The 19,553-nt window shown below is 71.9% G+C and carries 17 protein-coding genes, 1 pseudogene and 1 riboswitch; of the genes and pseudogenes, 8 read left to right on the top strand and 10 right to left on the bottom strand.

Features of this window, described 5'->3' with window-relative positions:
- The 3 genes from katG to ACQP2F_RS20740 form a co-directional block, all read right to left on the bottom strand.
- Positions 1-2,238 carry a catalase/peroxidase HPI gene (gene katG / locus ACQP2F_RS20750; protein WP_433306422.1) on the bottom strand — a complete coding sequence of 746 codons (2,238 nt, stop codon included), beginning with the start codon at positions 2,236-2,238 and terminating at the stop codon, positions 1-3.
- Positions 2,235-2,672: a Fur family transcriptional regulator gene (locus tag ACQP2F_RS20745; protein WP_433306420.1), complete on the bottom strand. Its 438-nt coding sequence runs from the start codon at positions 2,670-2,672 to the stop codon at positions 2,235-2,237. Before ACQP2F_RS20745 ends, katG begins: the two co-directional genes overlap by 4 nt.
- A 362-nt stretch (positions 2,673-3,034) precedes the next feature.
- The gene (locus tag ACQP2F_RS20740) at positions 3,035-3,694 is read right to left on the bottom strand and encodes an HAD family hydrolase (RefSeq protein ID WP_433306418.1); all 660 of its coding nucleotides are present in this window, start codon (positions 3,692-3,694) and stop codon (positions 3,035-3,037) included.
- Positions 3,695-3,777: 83 nt separating this feature from the next.
- Between ACQP2F_RS20740 and ACQP2F_RS20735 the strand changes: the two genes are divergently transcribed.
- Entirely contained in the window at positions 3,778-5,979 is a 2,202-nt protein-coding gene (locus tag ACQP2F_RS20735; protein WP_433306417.1) for a glycoside hydrolase family 3 N-terminal domain-containing protein, read from the top strand.
- A gap of 25 nt (positions 5,980-6,004) precedes the next feature.
- Here the strand turns inward: ACQP2F_RS20735 and ACQP2F_RS20730 are convergent, their stop codons facing one another.
- The gene (locus tag ACQP2F_RS20730; RefSeq protein ID WP_433306415.1) at positions 6,005-6,937 is read right to left on the bottom strand and encodes an electron transfer flavoprotein subunit alpha/FixB family protein; all 933 of its coding nucleotides are present in this window, start codon (positions 6,935-6,937) and stop codon (positions 6,005-6,007) included.
- Positions 6,938-6,948: 11 nt separating this feature from the next.
- Complete coding sequence (locus ACQP2F_RS20725; protein WP_433306413.1) at positions 6,949-7,725, bottom strand: electron transfer flavoprotein subunit beta/FixA family protein; 777 nt, start codon at positions 7,723-7,725, stop codon at positions 6,949-6,951.
- A gap of 98 nt (positions 7,726-7,823) precedes the next feature.
- On the opposite strand from ACQP2F_RS20725, the gene ACQP2F_RS20720 reads away from it, so the two are divergent.
- Positions 7,824-8,429 carry a TetR/AcrR family transcriptional regulator gene (locus tag ACQP2F_RS20720; RefSeq protein WP_433306411.1) on the top strand — a complete coding sequence of 202 codons (606 nt, stop codon included), beginning with the start codon at positions 7,824-7,826 and terminating at the stop codon, positions 8,427-8,429.
- Here ACQP2F_RS20720 and ACQP2F_RS20715 read toward each other — a convergent pair.
- Positions 8,426-9,073, bottom strand: coding sequence for a hypothetical protein (locus tag ACQP2F_RS20715; RefSeq protein ID WP_433306409.1), 648 nt, complete (start codon positions 9,071-9,073; stop codon positions 8,426-8,428). The genes ACQP2F_RS20720 and ACQP2F_RS20715 overlap by 4 nt on opposite strands.
- Positions 9,074-9,147: 74 nt before the next feature.
- On the opposite strand from ACQP2F_RS20715, the gene ACQP2F_RS20710 reads away from it, so the two are divergent.
- Together ACQP2F_RS20710 and ACQP2F_RS20705 are read left to right on the top strand one after the other, a co-directional pair.
- A complete protein-coding gene (locus ACQP2F_RS20710) occupies positions 9,148-10,341 on the top strand; it encodes a DUF418 domain-containing protein (RefSeq protein WP_433306407.1) in 1,194 nt (397 codons plus the stop codon).
- Positions 10,338-11,471, top strand: coding sequence for a sensor histidine kinase (locus ACQP2F_RS20705; protein ID WP_433306405.1), 1,134 nt, complete (start codon positions 10,338-10,340; stop codon positions 11,469-11,471). The genes ACQP2F_RS20710 and ACQP2F_RS20705 overlap by 4 nt, the downstream gene beginning before the upstream one ends.
- Positions 11,472-11,584: 113 nt before the next feature.
- Here the strand turns inward: ACQP2F_RS20705 and ACQP2F_RS20700 are convergent, their stop codons facing one another.
- Together ACQP2F_RS20700 and ACQP2F_RS20695 are read right to left on the bottom strand one after the other, a co-directional pair.
- The gene (locus ACQP2F_RS20700) at positions 11,585-12,253 is read right to left on the bottom strand and encodes a DUF4232 domain-containing protein (protein WP_433306404.1); all 669 of its coding nucleotides are present in this window, start codon (positions 12,251-12,253) and stop codon (positions 11,585-11,587) included.
- Between the two features lie 38 nt (positions 12,254-12,291).
- Positions 12,292-12,933, bottom strand: coding sequence for a TetR/AcrR family transcriptional regulator (locus ACQP2F_RS20695; RefSeq protein WP_433306402.1), 642 nt, complete (start codon positions 12,931-12,933; stop codon positions 12,292-12,294).
- Between the two features lie 101 nt (positions 12,934-13,034).
- Between ACQP2F_RS20695 and ACQP2F_RS20690 the strand changes: the two genes are divergently transcribed.
- On the top strand, positions 13,035-14,519 hold the full coding sequence (locus ACQP2F_RS20690) for an MFS transporter (protein WP_433306400.1): 1,485 nt from the start codon (positions 13,035-13,037) through the stop codon (positions 14,517-14,519).
- 60 nt (positions 14,520-14,579) lie between these two features.
- Here ACQP2F_RS20690 and ACQP2F_RS20685 read toward each other — a convergent pair whose 3' ends face one another.
- Positions 14,580-15,545, bottom strand: a complete 966-nt coding sequence (locus tag ACQP2F_RS20685; protein ID WP_433306398.1) for an acetyltransferase — start codon at positions 15,543-15,545, stop codon at positions 14,580-14,582.
- Positions 15,546-15,687: 142 nt separating this feature from the next.
- Between ACQP2F_RS20685 and ACQP2F_RS20680 the strand changes: the two genes are divergently transcribed.
- The gene (locus ACQP2F_RS20680) at positions 15,688-16,500 is read left to right on the top strand and encodes a class I SAM-dependent methyltransferase (protein WP_433306396.1); all 813 of its coding nucleotides are present in this window, start codon (positions 15,688-15,690) and stop codon (positions 16,498-16,500) included.
- Positions 16,501-16,588: 88 nt separating this feature from the next.
- On the opposite strand, the gene ACQP2F_RS20675 is transcribed toward ACQP2F_RS20680, so the two are convergent.
- A complete protein-coding gene (locus tag ACQP2F_RS20675; RefSeq protein WP_433306394.1) occupies positions 16,589-17,776 on the bottom strand; it encodes an acyltransferase family protein in 1,188 nt (395 codons plus the stop codon).
- A gap of 630 nt (positions 17,777-18,406) precedes the next feature.
- On the opposite strand from ACQP2F_RS20675, the gene ACQP2F_RS20670 reads away from it, so the two are divergent.
- Together ACQP2F_RS20670 and ACQP2F_RS20665 are read left to right on the top strand one after the other, a co-directional pair.
- Positions 18,407-19,036, top strand: a complete 630-nt coding sequence (locus ACQP2F_RS20670; protein ID WP_433306392.1) for a TIGR03085 family metal-binding protein — start codon at positions 18,407-18,409, stop codon at positions 19,034-19,036.
- A gap of 46 nt (positions 19,037-19,082) precedes the next feature.
- Positions 19,083-19,217 (top strand): annotated as a pseudogene (locus tag ACQP2F_RS20665) (phosphotransferase enzyme family protein); the annotation flags it as partial.
- A gap of 127 nt (positions 19,218-19,344) precedes the next feature.
- Positions 19,345-19,544: riboswitch (cobalamin riboswitch) on the top strand.
- Positions 19,545-19,553: the final 9 nt, after the last annotated feature.

Here is a 19,553-nt window from a genome sequence, read left to right as displayed (position 1 = left end):
TCAGACGAGGTCGAAGCGGTCGTTCTCCATGACCTTGGTCCAGGCCTTGACGAAGTCGGTCACGAACTTGCCGTGGGCGTCCTCGCTCGCGTAGACCTCGGCCAGGGCCCGCAGCTGCGAGTTCGAGCCGAAGATGAGGTCGACCGCGGACGCCGTCCACTTCACCTGGTCGGTGGCGAGGTCGCGGATCTCGTACACGTGCTCCTCGTTCTCCGACGCCTTCCACCGGGTGCCCGGCGACAGCAGGTTGGCGAAGAAGTCGTTGGTGAGCACGCCGGGCTTGTCGGTGAGCACGCCGTGCTGCGAGCCGCCGACGTTGGCGCCGAGCGCGCGCAGACCGCCGACCAGGACGGTCATCTCGGGCGCGGTCAGGTTCAGCATGTACGCCCGGTCGACGAGGAGCACCTCGGGCTGGGTCTTCTCGCCCGGCCGCAGGTAGTTGCGGAAGCCGTCGGCCCGCGGCTCGAGGACCTTGAACGACTCGACGTCGGTCTGCTCCTGGGTCGCGTCGGTGCGGCCCGGGTGGAACGGCACGGTCACCTCGACGCCGGCGTCCTTCGCGGCCTTCTCGACGGCGGCCGAGCCGGCCAGCACGATGAGGTCGGCCAGCGAGATCTTGGCGCCGCCCGCCGCGTTGAACTTCTGCTGGATGCCCTCGAGCGCCTCGATGACCGGCGCGACCGGCTGGTTGACCTCCCAGCTGCGCTGCGGCTCGAGCCGGATGCGGGCGCCGTTCGCGCCGCCCCGCTTGTCGGTGTAGCGGAAGCTCGCGGCCGAGGCCCAGGCGGCCGAGATCAGCTCGGTCACGCTGAGGCCCGAGTCGAGCACCGCCGACTTGAGCGCGGCGATGTCGGCCTCACCGACCAGCTCGCCCTCGACGGCCGGCACCGGGTCCTGCCAGAGCTGCTGCTCGGGCACCCACGGGCCGAGGAAGCGGCTGACCGGGCCCATGTCGCGGTGCAGCAGCTTGTACCAGGCCTTGGCGAAGGCGAGCGCGAACTCGTCCGGGTTCTCCAGGAAGCGGCGGGAGATCGGGCCGTACGTCGGGTCGAAGCGCAGCGCCAGGTCGGTCGTGAGCATCGTCGGCTTGTACTTCTTGGCCGGGTCGAACGGGTCCGGGATGATCTCGGGGGCGTCCTTGGCGACGTACTGCTTCGCGCCACCGGGACTCGTGGTCAGCTCCCACTCGTACCCGAAAAGGATCTCGAAGAAGCGGTTGCTCCACTGGGTCGGCTTGTCGGTCCAGGTGACCTCGAGGCCGCTGGTGATGGTGTCGGGACCCTTGCCGGAGCCGTTGGTGCTGAGCCAGCCGAGGCCCTGCGCCTCGATCGGGGCGCCCTCGGGCTCGGGACCGACGTGGTTGTCGGCGACGGCGGCACCGTGGGTCTTGCCGAAGGTGTGGCCGCCGGCGATGAGCGCGACGGTCTCCTCGTCGTTCATCGCCATCCGGCCGAACGTCTCCCGGATGAAGTGGGCCGCGGCCAGGAAGTCGGCGCTGCCCTTCGGGCCCTCGGGGTTGACGTAGATGAGGCCCATCTCGGTCGCGCCGACGGTCGGCGACATCGTGCTCTCGGAGACGTAGCGCTCGTCGCCGAGCCAGGCGTCCTCGGGACCCCAGAAGATCTCCTCCGGCTCCCACACGTCCTCGCGGCCGAAGCCGAAGCCGAAGGTCTTGAAGCCCATCGACTCCAGCGCCACGTTGCCGGCCAGCACCAGCAGGTCGGCCCACGAGATCTTCTGGCCGTACTTTGCCTTGACCGGCCAGAGCAGGCGCCGGGCCTTGTCCAGGTTCGCGTTGTCGGGCCAGCTGTTCAGCGGGGCGAAGCGCTGCCCGCCGTCACCTGCGCCGCCGCGGCCGTCCTCGATCCGGTACGTGCCGGCGGCGTGCCAGCTGAGCCGGATCATCAGGCCGCCGTAGTGCCCGAAGTCGGCCGGCCACCAGTCCTGCGAGGTGGTCAGGACCGTGGTGATGTCCCGCTTGAGCGCTTCGACGTCGAGCTTCGCGAACTCCTTGGCGTAGCTGAAGTCGGGCCCGAGCGGGTTGCCCTTGTTCGAGTGGGCGTGCAGCACGGAGAGGTCGAGCTGGTTGGGCCACCAGTCCCGGTTCGTGCGCGGCCGGCCGCCCGTGCGCGGCTTCGGCGAGTCGATGGCCGGGTTCTCGCTCTCGCTGCCGTGCGCGGTCACCGAGTCGTGCGCGACCGGACAGCCGGAGGCCTTCGGGTCCAGGTTGTCGCTCATTTGCTTCCTTCTTCCGAGCGGGCGGTTTTCTGGCACTCGGGGCAGACGCCCCAATAGACGACCTCCGCCTCGTCGATCACGTACCCGTGGTCGTCCGAGGCGGTGAGACAGGGGGTGTGACCGGCGGCGCAGTCGACATCCGCGATGGCAGCGCAGGAGCGGCAGACGACGTGATGGTGGTTGTCCCCCACCCGGGTCTCGTAGCGCGCCGTGGCACCGGCGGGCTGGATGCGGCGCACCAGACCGGCGTCGGTGAGCGCCCGCAGCACATCGTAGATCGCCTGGTGGGAGACCGTCGGCTGATCGGCGCGCACCAGCTCGATCACCGTGTCGGTGTCGACATGCCGGTGCTCTCGGAGCGCGGCGAGAACGGCCAGCCGGGGCCGGGTCACCCGCAACGAGGCCGCCCAGAGCTGCGCCTCGTGGTCGGTCACCCGAGGAACCCTAGGCCCTAATCTGGAATTAATCAAGATTGGCGCGCGTGGCGGCGGCGGCCCGGAGCGAGGTTGGCTCGTTTGCGCGCCATTTGCTCTGCTCACCGATACGCGCCACGAGTGGATCAGCCGCTCCGGCACTCGTTCGGCGCCACAGCCCTGATGATGTGGCGCGCCCCGTCCCGCTCAACGTCATCAAGATTCGGCGGTGACGGCACCGAGCGGCGACGGCGACCGACGCTGTGGACAGCCCGGAAAATGTCACAACCGAGCCGTAGGGTGGCCCCACCCTCAGAGGGCGGGGTCGGCGGGGTGGGCGGGAAGGGCCGGATCGGCGGTGTGGGTGCAGTCGCGGGCGGCGCTCAGTCGGCGGCCCGCAGCGGCGTCTCGTCGAGCCGCTCGCGCATCTCCACCAACGAGTCGTAGACCTGGACGGCGCCGGCCTCGGTGAGCTCGTCCACGGCGAAGCCGCCGGTTCGTACGGCCACCGTCGGCACGCTCAGCTTGCGGGCGGCGATGCAGTCCCAGGTCGAGTCGCCGATCATGATGCCCGCGGCGCCCTCCACCCGGTGCAGGGCGGTCTCCACCAGGTCGGGGGCGGGCTTGCTGTTCTCGACGTCGTCGGCTGTGGTCCAGGCGTCGGCCAGGTCGCGGGCGTTCAGCAGGTCGATGAAATGCTCCACGTGCTTCTTCTTGCCGGAACTGGCCAGCACGACCCGGAAGCCGCGGGAGCGCACCTCCGACAGCAGCTCGCGCGCACCTTCGAAGGGCCGGGTCTCGTCGATCAGCTTGTCGAACTCCTCGGTCTCGGCGTCGCGCAGCTCGTCGCCGTGTCTCTTCTCGGTCTCGTCGCCGGCCACGGCCGGTACGAGCTGGTCGCCGCCCATGCCGATGGCCCGGTGCAGGCGCCAGACCGGCAGCGTGATGCCAACCCGGCGGAAGGCCCGGTACCAGGCGAGGGCGTGCTGGTAGTTGGTGTCGACCAGGGTGCCGTCGACGTCGAAGAGCGCAGTGTCGGCCACAGAGAGGCTTTACCCCACGGCGAGCGCGGGTAACATCGCTGCTTATACGTGTAAGCGGCGGCACCAGCGGAGGATTACACACCATGGCCAACCCGGACGAGCTGCTCGCGAAGATGTCACCGGCGGAGAAGGCCGGTCAGCTGACCCAGTTCTTCTACTTCAAGCTGCCGGCCGGCGCCCAGGCCGACCCGGCCCTCGGGCTGGACGTGGAGGCGCAGCCGCGGGCGGTCGAGGGCGAGCTGGCCCAGGGCGGGGCCGGCTCGCTGCTGTTCGTCACCGACCCGGCCGAGATCAACCGGCTGCAGCGGCTCGGCGTCGAGGGCAACCCGCACGGCGTTCCGCTGCTGTTCGGCTTCGACGTCATCCACGGGCTGCGCACGATCTTCCCGGTGCCGATCGCGATGGCGGCCTCCTGGGACCTGGAGACGATCGAGCGCGGCCAGGCGATCGCCGGGCGGGAGGCGCGGGCGGTCGGCATCCACTGGACGTTCGCGCCGATGGTCGACATCGCCCGCGACCCGCGGTGGGGGCGGATCGTCGAGGGCGCGGGCGAGGACCCGTTCCTCGGCGCGACGGTCGCGGCGGCCCAGGTGCGCGGGTTCCAGCAGCACATCATCGCCGGGCCCAAGCACTTCGGCGGGTACGGGGCGGCGCTCGGCGGCCGGGACTACGACGAGGTCAACCTCTCCGACTACGAGCTGTGGAACGTGTACTTCCCGCCGTTCGAGGCCGCGATCAAGGCCGGCGCCGGGAACGTGATGACGGCCTACATGGACCTCAACGGCGTGCCCGCGTCGGCGAGCCACTGGCTGTTCACCGAGGTGCTGCGGGAGACGTGGGGCTTCGACGGCTTCGTGGTGAGCGACGCCAACGCCGTACGCAATCTGGTCGCTCATGGTTTTGCGAAGGACCTGGCCGAGGCCGGTGCGCGTGCGGTGACCGCGGGCGTGGACATGGAGATGGCCATCGCTGATCCGGCCTACGCCCATCTGCCCGCCGCCGTCGAGGACAAGGCCGTGGACGAGAGGGTGCTCGACGAGCGGGTTCGCAAGATCTTGGAGGCCAAGGTACGGCTGGGACTGTTCGACGACCCCTACGTCGACGAGGAGCGGGCCCGCGAGGTGCTCGCCGATCCGGCCCACCGCGAGGCGGCCCGGGTGGCGGCCCAGCGCTCGGCCGTGCTGCTGCGCAACGAGGGTGACCTGCTGCCGCTCGACCCGGCCGCGCTGGGCTCGATCGCGGTGATCGGCCCGCTGGCCGACTCGAAGCGCGACACGATCGGCCCCTGGGTGTTCGACTTCGACCTCGACGAGACCGTGACCGTGCTCGACGGCATCCGCGCCGCAGCCGGGGACAAGGTGACCCACGCCCGCGGCATCGCGGCCGGTCAGCGTACGTTCCCGTCGATGTTCGACATGTTCGGCAACAACGCGCCCACCGACCCGGAGGGGTTCGACGCGGAGGCCGAGCTCGCCCGGGCCGTCGAGGCCGCCGCGGCCGCCGACGTCGCCGTCGTGGTCGCCGGCGAGTGGCAGAACATGATCGGCGAGGCCGCGTCCCGGTCGTCGCTGGAGCTGCCCGGCCGCCAGCTGGAGCTGATCCAGGCGGTGGTGGCGACCGGCACGCCGACGGTGCTGCTGGTGATGAACGGGCGGCCGCTCGACCTGCGCTGGGCGGCGGAGAACGTGCCGGCGATCCTCGACATCTGGTACCCGGGCACGCAGGGCGGCGCGGCCGTGGCCGACCTGCTCTTCGGGGCCGTCTCCCCCGGCGGCAAGCTGCCGTTCAGCTGGCCGCGCACGGCCGGGCAGATCCCGATGATCTACTCGCACACCACCTCGCACGAGCCGGACAACCAGGCCCGCCGCTACTGGGACGAGGAGAGCACGCCGCTGTTCCCGTTCGGGCACGGCCTGAGCTACGCCACGTTCCGGTACCGCGATCTCACCGTGGACCGCGAGGTGGTCGGTACGGACGAGAGCGTCACGGTGTCGGTCGAGGTGGCCAACGAGTCGGACCGCGAGGCGGCCGAGGTCGTGCAGCTCTACCTCCACCAGCGCTACGGAACGGCCTCTCGTCCCGTACGGGAGCTGAAGGGTTTTGATCGGGTCGTCATCCCGGCCCGGGAGAGCCGCCGGGTCGAGTTCGTGATCGGCCCCGAGCACCGCCGGTACTGGAACGCCGTCGCCCGCGACTGGGTGCTCGACGAGGCGCCGTTCGACGTGTGGGTGGGCGGCAGCTCGGCCGCCGACCTGGCCGGCACGTTCGAGGTGCGGGCCGGATAGTCGTTCCGGCCCGCGCGCCTCGGTCCTACTTGCGCTTGCGGATTTCGTCGGCGGCCTGGGGTACGACCTTGAACAGGTCGCCGACGACGCCGTAGTCGGCCAGCTCGAAGATCGGCGCCTCGGGGTCCTTGTTGACCGCGACGATCGTCTTGGACGTCTGCATCCCGGCCCGGTGCTGGATCGCCCCGGAGATACCCAACGCCACATACAGCTGCGGCGAGACCGTCTTGCCGGTCTGCCCGACCTGGAACTGGTGCGGGTAGAAACCGGAGTCGACCGCCGCCCGCGACGCGCCGACCGCACCACCGAGCAGATCCGCCAACTCCTCGACCAGCTTGAAGTTGTCCGCGTTACCCACACCCCGGCCGCCGGAGACCACAATCCCGGCCTCGGTCAGCTCCGGCCGCGACCCCTTCTGCTCCGCCACCCGCTCCACCACCCGGGCCAGCTTGTCCGCCTCACCGACGGCCACGGACACCTGCTCGATCGTTCCCGCTGCCGGCTGCGCCTCGGGGGTGACCGAGTTCGGCCGGACCGTGACGATCGGGATCCCGCGGGTGACCTTCGACCTCACCGTCGCCGACCCGGCGAAGATCGCCTGGGTCGCGGTGCCGTCCGCATCCACCGCCACCGCATCGGTCAACAGCCCGTTGTCGAGCTTGACCGCCAACCGGCCGGCGATCTCCTTACCCTCCTGGGTCGAGGCCAGCAACACCGCCACCGGCTGCTTCTCCCGCACCAGCGACGCCAGCACGCTCGCCTTCGGCGCCACCAGATGATCCTCGATATCGGAGCCGGACGCGACATAGATCTTCTCAGCGCCGTACTCGGCCAGCTTGTCCGTCGCCGCGTCGCCGAACACCACCGCGCTCGGCGCCCCCAACGACCGCGCCAACGTCAACGCCTCCAGCGTGACCTTCTTGACACCGGCCTCGACAACCACCAGAACCTCAGCCATGACCAGCCCTCTCAGACGAACTTCTCGGCGGCCAGAAACGCGACCAGCTGCGCGCCGCCGTCGCCCTCATCGACGACCTTGGTACCACCCGCCCGCGGCGGCCGCGGCGCGAACTCCAGCACCCGACTGCTCGCCCCGGCCGCACCCACCTCACCGGCCGCGATGCCCAACTCGCCCAACGACAGCGTCTGCACCGGCTTCTTCTTCGCCGCCATGATCCCCTTGAACGACGGATACCGCGGCTCGTTGATCGTGTCCCACACACTGACCACCGCCGGGGTGGCCGCCGAGACCACCTCGTAGCCCTCGTCGGTCTGCCGCTCCGCGGTCAACCGCGACCCGTCCACCGTCAACTTCCGCGCCCCGGTCAACGCCGCGATACCCAACCGCTCGGCCAGCATGTGCGGCATCACCTGCACCCGACCATCGGTCGACTCCGCCCCACAAATCACCAGATCCGCGTTCAACGTGCCCAACGCCGCGGCCAGCACCTTCGAGGTGGCCACGGCGCAGGAGCCGTGCAGCGCGTCGTCCTGGACGTGGACGGCCTTGTCCGGACCCATCGACAACGCCTTACGGATCGACTCGGTCGCCGACGCCGGACCCATCGTCAGCACCGTCACCTCACCGCCATGCGCTTCCTTGATCTTCAAGGCCTCCTCGATGGCGTACTCGTCCATCTCGTTGATGACGTTGTTCGCGGACGCCCGCGCCACCGTGTAGTCGGCGTCCAAGCTGCGCGCGGCGCCCGAATCGGGCACCTGCTTCACCAGCACGACGATGTTCATCTCACACCCACTTAAGCTAAGCGCTCGCTTAGAAAGACGTGATGAACAGGTAACATGCTCGACCGGACCTACGTCAATGGACTGTGGAGGATGTCGCAATGACCCGGGGCACGGCCGGCAACGCGCGGGGCGATCTGGCGCGCACCCGGCTCCTCGACGCCGCGCTGGCGTCGTTCGCGGCCAAGGGCTTCCACGGCACCAGCACGCGCGACATCGCCGAGGCGGCCGGCATGAGCCCGGCCGCCGTGTACGTGCACTACCGGTCGAAGGAGGAGCTGCTGTTCGCCCTCTCGCTCGCCGGGCACGAGCGGGTGCGCCGGTCGATGCGCGAGGCGGCCGCGCGGTCCGCCGATCCGGCCGAGCGGCTGCGGGCGGTGGTCCGGGAGTTCGCCGCCTGGCACGCCCGGTCGCAGATCCGCGGCCGCGTCGTGCAGTACGAGATGGCCGCGCTGACCCCCGGGCACGCCGCCGAGATCACCGCGATCCGCCGGGAGATCGAGGCGACGATGCGCGAGCTGGTCACCGACGGCCGCGACGCCGGCGTCTTCGGCGTGGCCGAGCCGCGGATCGCCGCACTCGCGATCCTGTCGCTCGGGATCGACGTGGCCCGGTGGTACCGCCCGGACGGCGCGTGGAGCCCGGACGACATCGGCGCGCACTACGGCGAGCTCGCGCTCGACCTGGTGCGATGGAACCGGCCCTAGCCGGGGGACGCGCTCACCAGGACCCGGAGCGGGCCGATCGGGGCGAAACCCGCCGCCAGCGCGGTCGTGAGATCGTCGCCATGCTCGTAGCCGACCAGGTCGAGGCCGGGGAACAGCGCGGCGGCGGCGTGGACCGTGGCCGACCAGACGCCGTCGATGTCGGCCGGGACGACCGCGAACACGTTGGAGACGCCGACCACGCCGGCGGCCCGGTTCAGCACGGCGCCGCCGCGGGAGTCGACGGCCAGGACCGCCACGGCCGGGTCGTCGAGCAGGGCCGGGCGGAAGACGTCGCCGCTGCCCCACTGGGCGTGCCACTCGCGGAGCTCGGCCGGGGTGGCGACCCGCCGGGCGAGCGGGCCGGGCACCCGGGACGGCGCCGGGCGGTGGATCCACCGGGCCTCGAACAGCGGCGTGAAGCCGTCGAGATCGAGGGCGGCGTAGCTGTCCTTCACCGAGGACGCGGGCAGCACGTCGGCCGCCGCCGCATCCGGCGTCAGGGTGATCGCCGACGGGTAGAACGGCGGCGGCTGCCCCTCGGCGCGCCAGGCCCGGTCACCGAAGCGGGAGGCGACGCCGTGGGTGCGGCACACGAGCGCGCACCACTCGGCGTTGTTCCGCACGGCGGCCGGCAGCAGGTTCATGGGGTGTTAATACCACCACGAGACGGGTTCCAGTGCTCTCGTGGGTGGCGGCGCGTTCGACGAGTCTCATTCGCATGACAGCGATCCTCGAAACGCCGGCCGGCCCGGCCACCGCGCGGGCCCTCGCCCCCGACCTGGCGCGTGGCGCCATGCTCCTGTTCATCGCGCTGGCCAACGCGGCCAACTTCGCCTTCGCCGGGCAGCCCGGGCTCGACGGCACCCCGCACGGCCTGCAGCGGGTCGTGAACTTCCTGATGACGACGCTCGTGGACAGCCGGGCCTATCCGGTCTTCGCGGTGATGTTCGGCTACAGCCTCGTGCAGCTGGCCCGGCGCCACGGGCCGCGCGTGCTGCTGCGCCGCAACGCGACCTTGATCGGGTTCGGCCTGGTGCACGCGAGCCTGCTCTACTTCGGGGACTTTCTCGGCGCGTACGGGATCGTGGGGTTGATCTGCACCGCCCTGCTGCTCCGGCGCAGCGACCGCTTCCACCGCGTGGTGTTGTGGCTCTGGGGAGTTCAGACCGGGTACGCGCTGGTCCTCGCCGCGGTGGCGCTGGCGACCGCCCGCCGCGGCGACGCCGTGATCGTCAACCACCCGAACCCGTCGCTCGCCGCCGGCTCCTACCTCTCCTCGATGGTGCACCGGCTCGCCGAGTGGCCCGTGCACACCGCCACCGTGATCCCGTTCATCGTCATCGTCTGGCTCGGCATCTGGGCCGCGCGCCACCGCGTCCTCGAGGAGCCGGGGCGGCACCTCACCCTGCTGCGGCGGACCGCGATCGGCGGCCTCGGCCTCGCGATCCTCGGCGCGCTGCCGTACGCCCTGGTGTCGGCGGGGCTGCTGCACGCGGACGCCGGTACGGTCGAGGCCATGGCTCGCGTGCACGCCGTCACCGGTGAGTACGGCGGTCCCGGCTATGTCGCGCTCTTCGGTCTGCTCGCCTTCCACCTCGGCGAGGCCCGCGGCCAGGCCGGTCGCGTCGGGGCCGCCGGGCGCGTCGGGGCCGCCGGGCGCGTCGGGCTCGCCGGGCGCGTCGCGGCTCTCGGCCAGCGCTCGCTCAGCGGCTACCTCTTCCAGTCGGTCTGCTGGGTTGTGGTCTTCTCCCCGTGGGCGCTCGACCTGGGCGGCAACACCTACGTGGCGGTGCTGGCGGCCGTCGCCGTCTGGCTGGTGTCGGTGGCCGCCGCGCACCGGATGGCCGCGCGAGGAGAGCGGGGCCCGGCCGAGACGCTGCTGCGCCGGATCACCTACCGGACCGCCCGGTGACCCGCACCTTCCTCGCGGTGGCCGCGGCGCTCTGCGTCGCGGTCACCGCCGTGTGGGCCGCGATCGGGCGCGGCGATTTCTGGCCACGCTGGGTCTACTTCGGCTTCGCGACAATCTGTTTCGGCACGTACGCCTTCCGGCGCGCCCTGCGTGTCGCGGCCACCCGGCGGCGGTGGCTCGCGGTCGACGCCGCCTTCTGCATCGTCCTGGCGACCGTGGACGTGACCGTCTACTTTCTCAGCGGCGGCGGCTACTTCTGGCCGGTCTGGACCATCACCGGGCTGTCGGCGCTGCTCGGGGCGCACGCGTGGCTGGCCGGCCGCCCACCCGGCCGCCGGGAGCGGGAGCTCGCGGCCCGGGTCGCCAGCCTGTCGCGCTCACGCTCCGGCGCCCTCGACCGGCAGGCGGCCGAGCTCAAGCGGATCGAGCGCGACCTGCACGACGGCGCCCAGGCCCGGATGGTGTCGCTCGCCCTGACCCTGGGCCTGGCCGGCGACCTGCTGCGCCGTGAGTTGGACCCGGCTTCCACGGCTCCGGCGCCCTCGGTCGATCCGGCCGCTCCGGCGTCGCCGGCCGCATCGGCGGCGGCCGCATCGGTGCCGGCCGCATCGGCGGCGACCGCATCGGCGGCGGCCGTTCCGGCGGCGACCGTTTCAGCGGCGACCGTTTCAGCGGCGGCCGTTTCCGCGGCCGCGAAGCTGGTCATGGAGGCCCGGGAGACGGCAGTCGCGGCGCTGGACGATCTGCGGGCGGTCATGCACAGCATCCATCCACCGGTGCTGGCCGACCGCGGGATCGAGGACGCCGTCCGGGCGCTGGCCCTGGACCTGGCCGTGCCGGTGACCGTGACCGGCTCGTTCGCCGCGGCGTCGCCGGCCACCGAGACGGCGCTCTACTTCGCGGTCGCCGAGTGCCTGGGCAACGTCGTGAAGCACAGCAGCGCGGCCGCCGCGACCGTCACGTTCCTGGACCGCCGCATCGTCATCACCGACGACGGCCTGGGCGGCGCCGACCCCGCCGGCGGCAGCGGCCTGCGCGGCATCGCCGACCGGCTGGACGCGGTGGACGGCCGCCTGAAGATCGACAGCCCACCCGGCGGACCCACCCGGATCACCATCACGCTGGCCTGAGCCCGTCGGCCGCGGCCCCCGACCGGCTCAGCTCGGCGCGTTGGCCCGCCCCGGCCGCCTCGGCCCGGCGCCCCGCCAGTACCGCCTCAGCCCGGCGCCCCGCCACGCCCGGCTCAGCTCGGCGCCTTGCCCGGGCCGATCGCCCGCACGACGCCCTCGTTGACGCCCTTCGCCGAGCACGCCTTCTCCGGCAGTGCGACGAAGATGGACTTCGTCTCGTCCGGCGGATAGACCCGGAAGCCGCGCACGTCGACCGGCTTGCACGTGCCCGGATCGAAGAAGCCGACGTCGTGGGTCTGCAGCGTGGCGTGGGCGGCGGCACCCTTGGCGAGCGTGACACGGACCTTCGGGGTGCCGCGGTCGCGCTGGAACGGCTCGTTGACCTGGTGTCCGTCGTCGCCCGCCACCCAGGAGACGCCCGGGAAGCCGTACAGCGTGCAGGTGTGGTCCGACGCATTGGTGAAGATCAGCGCGGTGTACCGGCTGCCGGCCGCGCCCTCGGTCTCGCCCAGCGACAGTTTCAGATCGGCACTGTGACACCGCGGCGTGCCGCTGCCGCCGTTCGCGCCGCCAATGCCGCCGCTCGCGGCCCCGCCGTTCGCGCCACCGGCGCCCGCGGCGTTGCCCGCGCCGCTCGATTCGGTGGGCGCGCCCGGGTGCGAGGTCGCCGACGTCGCTGAAATCGCGGGATCCGGGGAGGCCGTGCCCGAGGAGGCCGGCCCGGCCGAACAACCGGCCGCGAGCAGGGCGGGAGCGGCCATCAGGAGCAGAAGTCGTCGCATACCCCTCAGGAAACCCGCTGTGGCCGGACTTCACCTCACTACTTCGTGCCGCCTCCAGCGGCCGGTACGCCGGGGGTCGTCCCGTAGACGAGACGGAGGATCGCGTCGGTCAGGGAATCGAGCAGGACCTCTTGGTCGTACGCGTCCGGGTCGCCGTACGCGTCGGAGAAAGTCATGATGCGCAAGTTCATCACCATGGTCGCCACCAGCTCGGGTGGGCCGCTGACCTGCAGGCCCGCCCGCACATCCTTCTCGATGCGCGCGCGGAACGCCGTGCAGCCGTTGGTCATCAGGCGCTCGCGGACCTGCAGCATCTCCGGACCGGGGCACGGCGTGATGAAGGCCTCCCGCAGCCAGCGGCCCTCGACCAGCCACCGGGCCAGCGACCGGCCCAGGCCCCGGCGCAGCGCGCCCCGGTCGGTCCCCTCGGACGCCAGGAACTCGGCCATCTCCTCGTCGTTCTCGCCGATCACCTGGTCGACCAGCGCGGCCAGCAATGCCTGTTTCGACTCGAAGTAGAAGTAGAAGCCGGACCGGGCGATCCCGGCCGCGCCGGCCAGCTCGTCGATCGTGACCTGGCTGATCGGCTTCTCCCGGAACACCTCGCGGGCGGCGTCGAGCAGGGCCGTTTCCCGCTGGTCGCCCTTCGTGGGTCCGCGGCGGCTTCCGATGGCAGGCACGCGCCGATCGTACAACCTGGTCGTCGGGTGCATTCGACGTCACATCTTTGGTTTTCGACACGGTGTTGAGAATTGTCGGCGCCGGTTCTAGGTTCGGCGACATGACGGTTCCTACTTCCCGGCTCGCGCTGCCGGTCGCCTCGTACGCCGTGCTGCTGGTTTCGGCGTTGCAGACGCTGGTCGTGCCGGTCGTCGCGAACATCCAGGCCGACCTCGGCGTATCGGCCACCGCCGCGAGCTGGGTGGTGACCGCGAACCTGCTGGCCGCCGCCGTGTTCACGCCGATGCTCGGCCGGCTCGGCGACCTGCACGGCCGCCGCCCGGTCATGCTCGGCGTGCTGCTGGTCGTGCTGGCCGGGTCGATCCTGGCCGCCACCACCTCGAGCCTGCCCCTGCTGCTGCTCGCCCGGGTCGCCCAGGCCACCAGCTTCGGCCTGTTCCCGCTGTCGATCGGCGTGCTGCGCGAGGAACTGCCGCCGCAGCGGCTCACCGGGGCGATGGCCCTGGTCAGCGGCATGCTGGCGGTCGGCGCCGGCCTCGGCCTGACGGTGACCGGCCTGCTCATGCGGCACGGCGGCGACTACCACGAGCTGTTCTGGCTGGCCACCGTGCTGAGCGTGATCGGCCTGGCCGGCGTCTGGCGGCTGCCTCGCCGCGCCGGCGTGGCCACCGGCCGCCTGGACGCGGTCGGCGGCGCGATCCTGGGCCTCGGCCTGGTGCTGCTCCTGCTGCCGCTGGAACAGGGCAACGACTGGGGGTGGGACTCCCCACGCGTACTCGTCCTGCTCGCCGCCGCCGTCCTCGTGCTCGCCGTCTTCGTGCTGGTCGAGCGCCGGATGACCCAGCCGCTGGTGAGCACCCGCATGCTGACCCACCGGCCGATCGTGATCGCCAATGCGGCCGGGCTGTTCCTCGGCTTCGCCATGTTCGCCGTGTTCCTGGCCGTCTCCTACCTGGTGCAGACCCCGCCGTCGATCACCGGCTACGGCTTCGGCTCGACCGTGCTGGCCGCGAGCGTGGTCTACCTGCTGCCCGGCACCGCGGGCGGGGTGGTGACAGCTCCGCTCGGCGGCCGTCTGGTCTCCCGCTTCGGCGCCAAGAACACGCTGGTCATCGCCGCGACCCTGGCGTTGCTCGGCTTCGGCCTGCTGGCGCTGGCGCACAGCGCCACCTGGGAGATCATCGTGGGCGCGGCCGTCGTCAACACCGCGGTGATGTTCGGGTACGCGGCCCTGCCCGCGCTCCTGATCGAGAACGTGACCCCGGCCGAGACCGGCATCGCCAACAGCGTCAACTCGATCGCCCGGTCGGTGGGAATGTCGCTCGGCACCGCCTTCGTCGTCACCATGCTGACCCGCAACCTGATCCCCGGGCTGCCGGTCCCGCTCCCCCACGAGTCCCAGTACGTCGCCATCTTCGCGGTCGGCGCCGGATTCGCCGCGGCGACCGCGCTCCTGGTGGCGCTGACGTTGCCGCGCAGCCGGCGGGTGCCGCTGACCGTGGCCGAGGTGGAGGAAGAGGAGGTGCTGGGCGCCGCGGGGGTCGAGGTGCCGGCCGACCTGGTGGCGCGGCAGCCGCACCGGTAGCCACTGTGGACCGCCCGGTGGGAAGTGTCGTAGGCGGGCCGTATGGTGCGGCCCACCCCGTCACGGGTGGGGTTCGGTAGGGGGCCGGCTCCCGGCGGCCGGCGCGAACAGGATGCGGGAGCGCACTGCGACGAAACCGGCCGCTCCGAGCTCGGCGATGACGGGTGCGTTGGTGGCATCGACGTCGGCCACGACCTCGAGAGCGCCCCCGGCGGCCAGGGTCGCGACGGCGTCGGCGAGCAGCGCGGGCCGGGCCGCCGGGTCGAGCACGCCCAGGTACGCCACCATCGGGTAGCACGCGTCGCCGGCCGGTCCGGTCAGGCCGACCGGCTCGTCACCGTTCAGCGCGATCCGCCACGGGGCCGGGCCGCCGCGGAGCCAGTCGAGCGGCCGCCGGGCCAGATCGACCCCGGCCACGAGACGTGCGACCTCGGCGCCGGTGAGCAGATCGGGCGCCGGGATGCGGGCCACGAGAGCTTCGATCTCGTCGGCGCCGGCCGCGGGCCGCACCCACAACCGGCTCTCCGCCGGCGCCGGCGCTGCCGGGGATTCCGGTCGGGGCGCGGGCGTCCAGCGGAAACGCAACCGCTCCCCGCGCTCGGCCAGGCCCACCTCCCGAGCCGCGGACGCCGATGCGGCCAGCACCTCGACCAGATCGGGCCGCGAACGCCACCCGGCCGGCATCGAGGCATACCAGGCCGTCGCTCCGCCCATCGCCGTGAAAGCCGCCCACAACAGGGCCGCGCCGTCGGCGGGCGAGCCGGCCAGGTCGAACCGTTCGAGCCAGGGCGTCCCGACCGCGCCGGGCGGGAGCAGCCAGGCCGCCCGGCCCACCACGCGGCCGTCACGCAGTGCGATCCACGTGCGGGACGGGTGGTATCCGCCCCCGGCGACACCGTCGGCATAGCTGATCTGCGGCAGCGACGGCAACGGGTCGGGCATCGAGGCGAACAGGTCCTCCTCGCCGTCGGCCAGATGGCGCAACACGAGACCGGCGACGTGCGGACGGGAAACAGCGTCATTCATGGCGAATCCTCCGGGCGACACAGCGCCCCGGGACTCAGCCCCGCGGGAACGCCTTGCCGCGGAGGGGGCGCAGAACATCGGACATGGTGCTCTGCCTCCTTCCGGGCGAGTCGGTGCAACGACGGCGTGCGACCATCCTACCGTGTCCTTCGATGATCATGAGCGGTCGGTGTGGGCGGGGCGGGCCGAGGCGTACGACCGCAGCTTCGCTCTTCTCTGCGCGCACCCGGCGGGGGCCCTGCTGGATGCGGCGCGCGTCGCCGGCGGAACGCGGTTCCTCGACGTGGGGACCGGCTCGGGCACCGTCGCCGCCCTGGCCGCCGGGCGGGGGGCACGGGTCTCGGCCGTCGACGCCGAACCGTCCATGGTGGACCTGACGAAGAGCCGCGTGCCGGAGGCGGAGGTCACGACCGGGATCCTTCCGCACCTGCCGTTCGCGGACGCGTCCTTCGACGCGGTGGTGGCCAACTTCGTGGTCAACCACGTGGGCGATCCGCTCGCGGCCGTCGCCGAGATGATGCGCCTGGTACGCCCGGGCGGCCGCGTCGCGGTCACGATCTGGCCCGCTCCGGCGCCGCCGGCCCAGGCGCTGTGGGGCGCCGTCTTCGACGCGGCCGGGGTGGAACGATCCGGCGATCTGCCGCGCCTTCCGCGGGACGCCGACTTCGCCCGTACGCGGGAAGGCCTGTCGAATTTGATCGTGCGAGCCGGCCGGGTGACCGACGTCGAGGATGCGGTGCTCGCGTGGGATCACGAGACCGAGGCGGAGGCGTGGTGGAGCGGGCCGGCGAGCGGTCTGAGCAACGCGGGCGTGGTGATGGCCCGGCAGACCCCGGAGACGGTCGCCCGGATCCGGCGCGAGTTCGACCGGCAGACCGCCGCCTACCGCACGCCGGGTGGACGGCTCGCGCTGCCCACGTCCGCGCTGCTGGCCGCCGCGACGAGGAGTCCTTAGCTCAACGAATATCGGCCGGGCGACGCGCCGTTGCCCAGCTCGACCCGGCGACTGGCGATGGAGCCCGGGCCGATTGCCCGGACCACCTTCAGGACTCCAGCTCGGCCACGGCCACGGCGACCGGCTGCGCCCGGGTCTCCGGTGGGGCCACCCGGGCCGGACGACGACGGGCGCGCATCGCGTCGCGCAGGGCAGCCCAGCTGCGGTGACGTTGGAACGGGATCTCGAACACCGCGGCGAACCAGCGTGCCACCACCAGCGACAGCGGCACCACAATCGCGAGCACGAGCAGGAACCGCGGCAGCCCGGGCGCGACGTGCGGGTAGACGAGCTTCTCGCCGACGATCAGCACGAGCGGCGCGTGGATGAGGTAGAGGCTGTACGAGAACGTGCCAAGACGACGGACCGGCCGGGTGTCGAGCAGCCGGCGCAGCGGGCGCGGGCGGCCGGTCGCCACGGCGGCCAGGAGCAGGGCGATGGCCGGCGCGCAGGCGAGGTCGACCCAGAACAGATGGCCGGCAAATCCTACCGTGCCGCTCAGCACCAGCCAGACCAGCGCCGGAACGGCTGCGGCGAACGCGAACCATTGCCAGGGCAACCGGCGTACGCGGTCACTCGCCCGCAGGATGCCCGCCGCGGCCAGGCCGACCGCGAAGAGCAGAGCGAACTGCGGCGTCAGCCGCATGAGCAGCTGCACCGCGGCGACGTGTGGCGCGAGGACGCCAACCGCTGCCACCACCACGGTCACCACGCTCACCATGACCACCGCGCCGGCCCGGCGCAACAGGAGCAGCATAAGCGGGAACACCACGTACAGCTGGGCCTCGACCGCGATCGACCAGAACGCGCCGTTGGGACTCGGGGAGCCGATGATGTCCTGCAGCAGCAAACCGTAGGCGAACACGGACTTGCCGGTGGGTGCCGACTCACCCGGCTGGAGGACGACGAACCAGGCGATCAGCAGGCTGAAGACCAGGGCAGCCCAGTACGGCGGCAAGATGCGCCAGGCCCGGCGGTACGCGAACCGGGTGCGGCCGCCGAGCCGCCAATCCCGCCGGGCCGGCCCGATGCCGAGCGAGAAGCCGGACAGGGTGATGAAAACGGCGACCGCGAGGTGCCCGTACATGAGCCAGCCGAGCCAGCCGGGCCCCGTGTTGACGGGGAAGCCTACGTACGAGGTGATGTACGCGTGGTGCAGAACCACGAACAGTGCCGCCAGGCCGCGGATGCCGTCCAGGCCGGACACACGGCGATCGTCGGTAACCGCGGTGCTCATCAATTCGCTGTTCCTCTTCTCCGAGCCGCCGGTTCTTCGCTTCGCGCCGCAGGCCCAGGAGGGTCGCTGGCTCCGCCATCCTGGAACGCCCGATCGGACCGGTACATCGGTATTTCGGCCGGACCGCGTGCCCCATCGTCGCTGAGCTGGTCGGCCGACCTGAGGCCTCGTGTCGGCGAAACGACTCAACCGTCCAGGCATATCTGCCACGCAGTCGGCGGCCGGTCTCGGACGCCGGTGCATGAGTCGCTCTGTCGAGAGACTGGCAAGGAAGGCCACCTGATCGCTCTCCGAGGAAGAGGCGAATCCTGTCCGGGCGCGCGGTCTTCCGCCGGCTGCCGCTCCAGTTGCCGATTTCGAGCAGTCGATATCAACCGGGCCGTACACCGGAGCTCGTAACTTCGGCTGCCGTCACCGTGCGGATCGGCGGTCTGGCACATCAACGCTCGGCATGTACGCGGTCGTCGCCCGCAAGGCCGGTTGAGAGCCGACGAGAGCACCGATGCGGAAGACACTAACCGGTGGACCGGTGGGCGACCCGGCTTCATCGGGCAGAAGGCGTGCCGATCAACGTGATCGCCAAGGCGTTGGCGATACGACGGCGGGAGCTGCGGCGGATAAGGTCCAGGAGTGTTCTTCGACGCGGTCGAACGGGCCTCGCTCAGCGACCTGCTGACCGAGCTCGGCCCGGCGGCGCCGACGCTCATCGCACCGTGGGCGACGCGCGATCTCGCCGCGCATCTGATCCTGCGCGACCGCGATCCGCTCGCCGCTCCCGGGCTGGTCGTCCCGGGCCCGTGGGCGCGCTTCGCCGGCCGCCGGCAGGACGCGCTCGCCGCCCGCGACTTCGCCTGGCTGGTCGCGACGCTGCGGTCGGGTCCGCCGCCCGGGTTCTTCCGGCTCGGCTGGGTGCGCCGGCTGCCGAGTCTCAACGAGTTCTACGTGCATCACGAGGATGTGCGCCGCGCCAACGGCCTCGGTTCCCGTACGCACGACGCCGCGCTCGACGACGCCCTGTGGCGCAATGTGCGGCAGTCGGCCTGGTTCCTCGCCCGCCGCGTCCGGGTGGGTCTCGTCCTGCACCGCGCCGGATCGGGCCAGTCCGTCCGGGCGCGGCGCGGGGAGCCGGTCGCGGCGCTGGCCGGCCCGCCGGGCGAGCTGCTGCTCCACCTCTTCGGCCGGCAGCAGGCCGCCGACGTGGAGCTGACCGGTCCCGCCGAGGCGGTAGCCGCCGTGCGCGGCGCCCACTTCGGCATGTGACCCGCGTGATCGGCGAAGCGAGCCTCCGCCGCGCCCTGATCCGTGGCTGCGCCCGGCCGTCACCGCGGCGGTCGAGGCCTACGGGCGCCTGGGACCGGAGACGCTGTCGTGGGGCCCGCTGCACACCGATCCGGCACCGGAGGCGTTCCGCCTGGATCGCGGCTCGGGTAGCTGCGGCGTGATCGACTGGAGCACGGCAATGGCCGGTCCGCTGCTCTACGACCTGGGCTCGGCCGGCTCACCCCAAGCGGCGGACGCGACACGCCGACACAACCAATGGTGTTGCACTTTCTGCCTCACCCCAAGATATGGTGTCTCCCGCAGCTGGTTCGGTGATCCATCCGGGTCGTCGAGGCAAGAGGGAAGCCGGTGTGAATCCGGGACTGCCCCGCAGCGGTGAGTGGGAACGAAAGCCGTCACGAGCACTGGGCCCGGGCCTGGGAAGCGACGGCCGGTAGGAACAACAGCGCCCACGAGTCCGAAGACCTGCCAGCGCGCCGCACGCCGACCGGTGTGC

Origin of the sequence: Actinoplanes sp. CA-030573 (assembly GCF_050951115.1) — a bacterium.
In the GTDB taxonomy this organism is placed as follows: domain Bacteria; phylum Actinomycetota; class Actinomycetes; order Mycobacteriales; family Micromonosporaceae; genus Actinoplanes.
This window is presented reverse-complemented; position numbering and strand designations above follow the sequence as displayed.

What these genes read in the sequence shown, in the direction of transcription:
- ACQP2F_RS20675 (WP_433306394.1), bottom strand. Translation starts at nt 17,776, where the DNA reads ATGAGCACCGCGGTTACCGACGATCGCCGTGTGTCCGGCCTGGACGGC.
- ACQP2F_RS20690 (WP_433306400.1), top strand. Translation starts at nt 13,035, where the DNA reads ATGACGGTTCCTACTTCCCGGCTCGCGCTGCCGGTCGCCTCGTACGCC.
- katG (WP_433306422.1), bottom strand. Translation starts at nt 2,238, where the DNA reads ATGAGCGACAACCTGGACCCGAAGGCCTCCGGCTGTCCGGTCGCGCAC.
- ACQP2F_RS20735 (WP_433306417.1), top strand. Translation starts at nt 3,778, where the DNA reads ATGGCCAACCCGGACGAGCTGCTCGCGAAGATGTCACCGGCGGAGAAG.
- ACQP2F_RS20725 (WP_433306413.1), bottom strand. Translation starts at nt 7,725, where the DNA reads ATGAACATCGTCGTGCTGGTGAAGCAGGTGCCCGATTCGGGCGCCGCG.
- ACQP2F_RS20730 (WP_433306415.1), bottom strand. Translation starts at nt 6,937, where the DNA reads ATGGCTGAGGTTCTGGTGGTTGTCGAGGCCGGTGTCAAGAAGGTCACG.
- ACQP2F_RS20715 (WP_433306409.1), bottom strand. Translation starts at nt 9,073, where the DNA reads ATGAACCTGCTGCCGGCCGCCGTGCGGAACAACGCCGAGTGGTGCGCG.
- ACQP2F_RS20710 (WP_433306407.1), top strand. Translation starts at nt 9,148, where the DNA reads ATGACAGCGATCCTCGAAACGCCGGCCGGCCCGGCCACCGCGCGGGCC.
- ACQP2F_RS20700 (WP_433306404.1), bottom strand. Translation starts at nt 12,253, where the DNA reads ATGCGACGACTTCTGCTCCTGATGGCCGCTCCCGCCCTGCTCGCGGCC.
- ACQP2F_RS20720 (WP_433306411.1), top strand. Translation starts at nt 7,824, where the DNA reads ATGACCCGGGGCACGGCCGGCAACGCGCGGGGCGATCTGGCGCGCACC.
- ACQP2F_RS20685 (WP_433306398.1), bottom strand. Translation starts at nt 15,545, where the DNA reads ATGAATGACGCTGTTTCCCGTCCGCACGTCGCCGGTCTCGTGTTGCGC.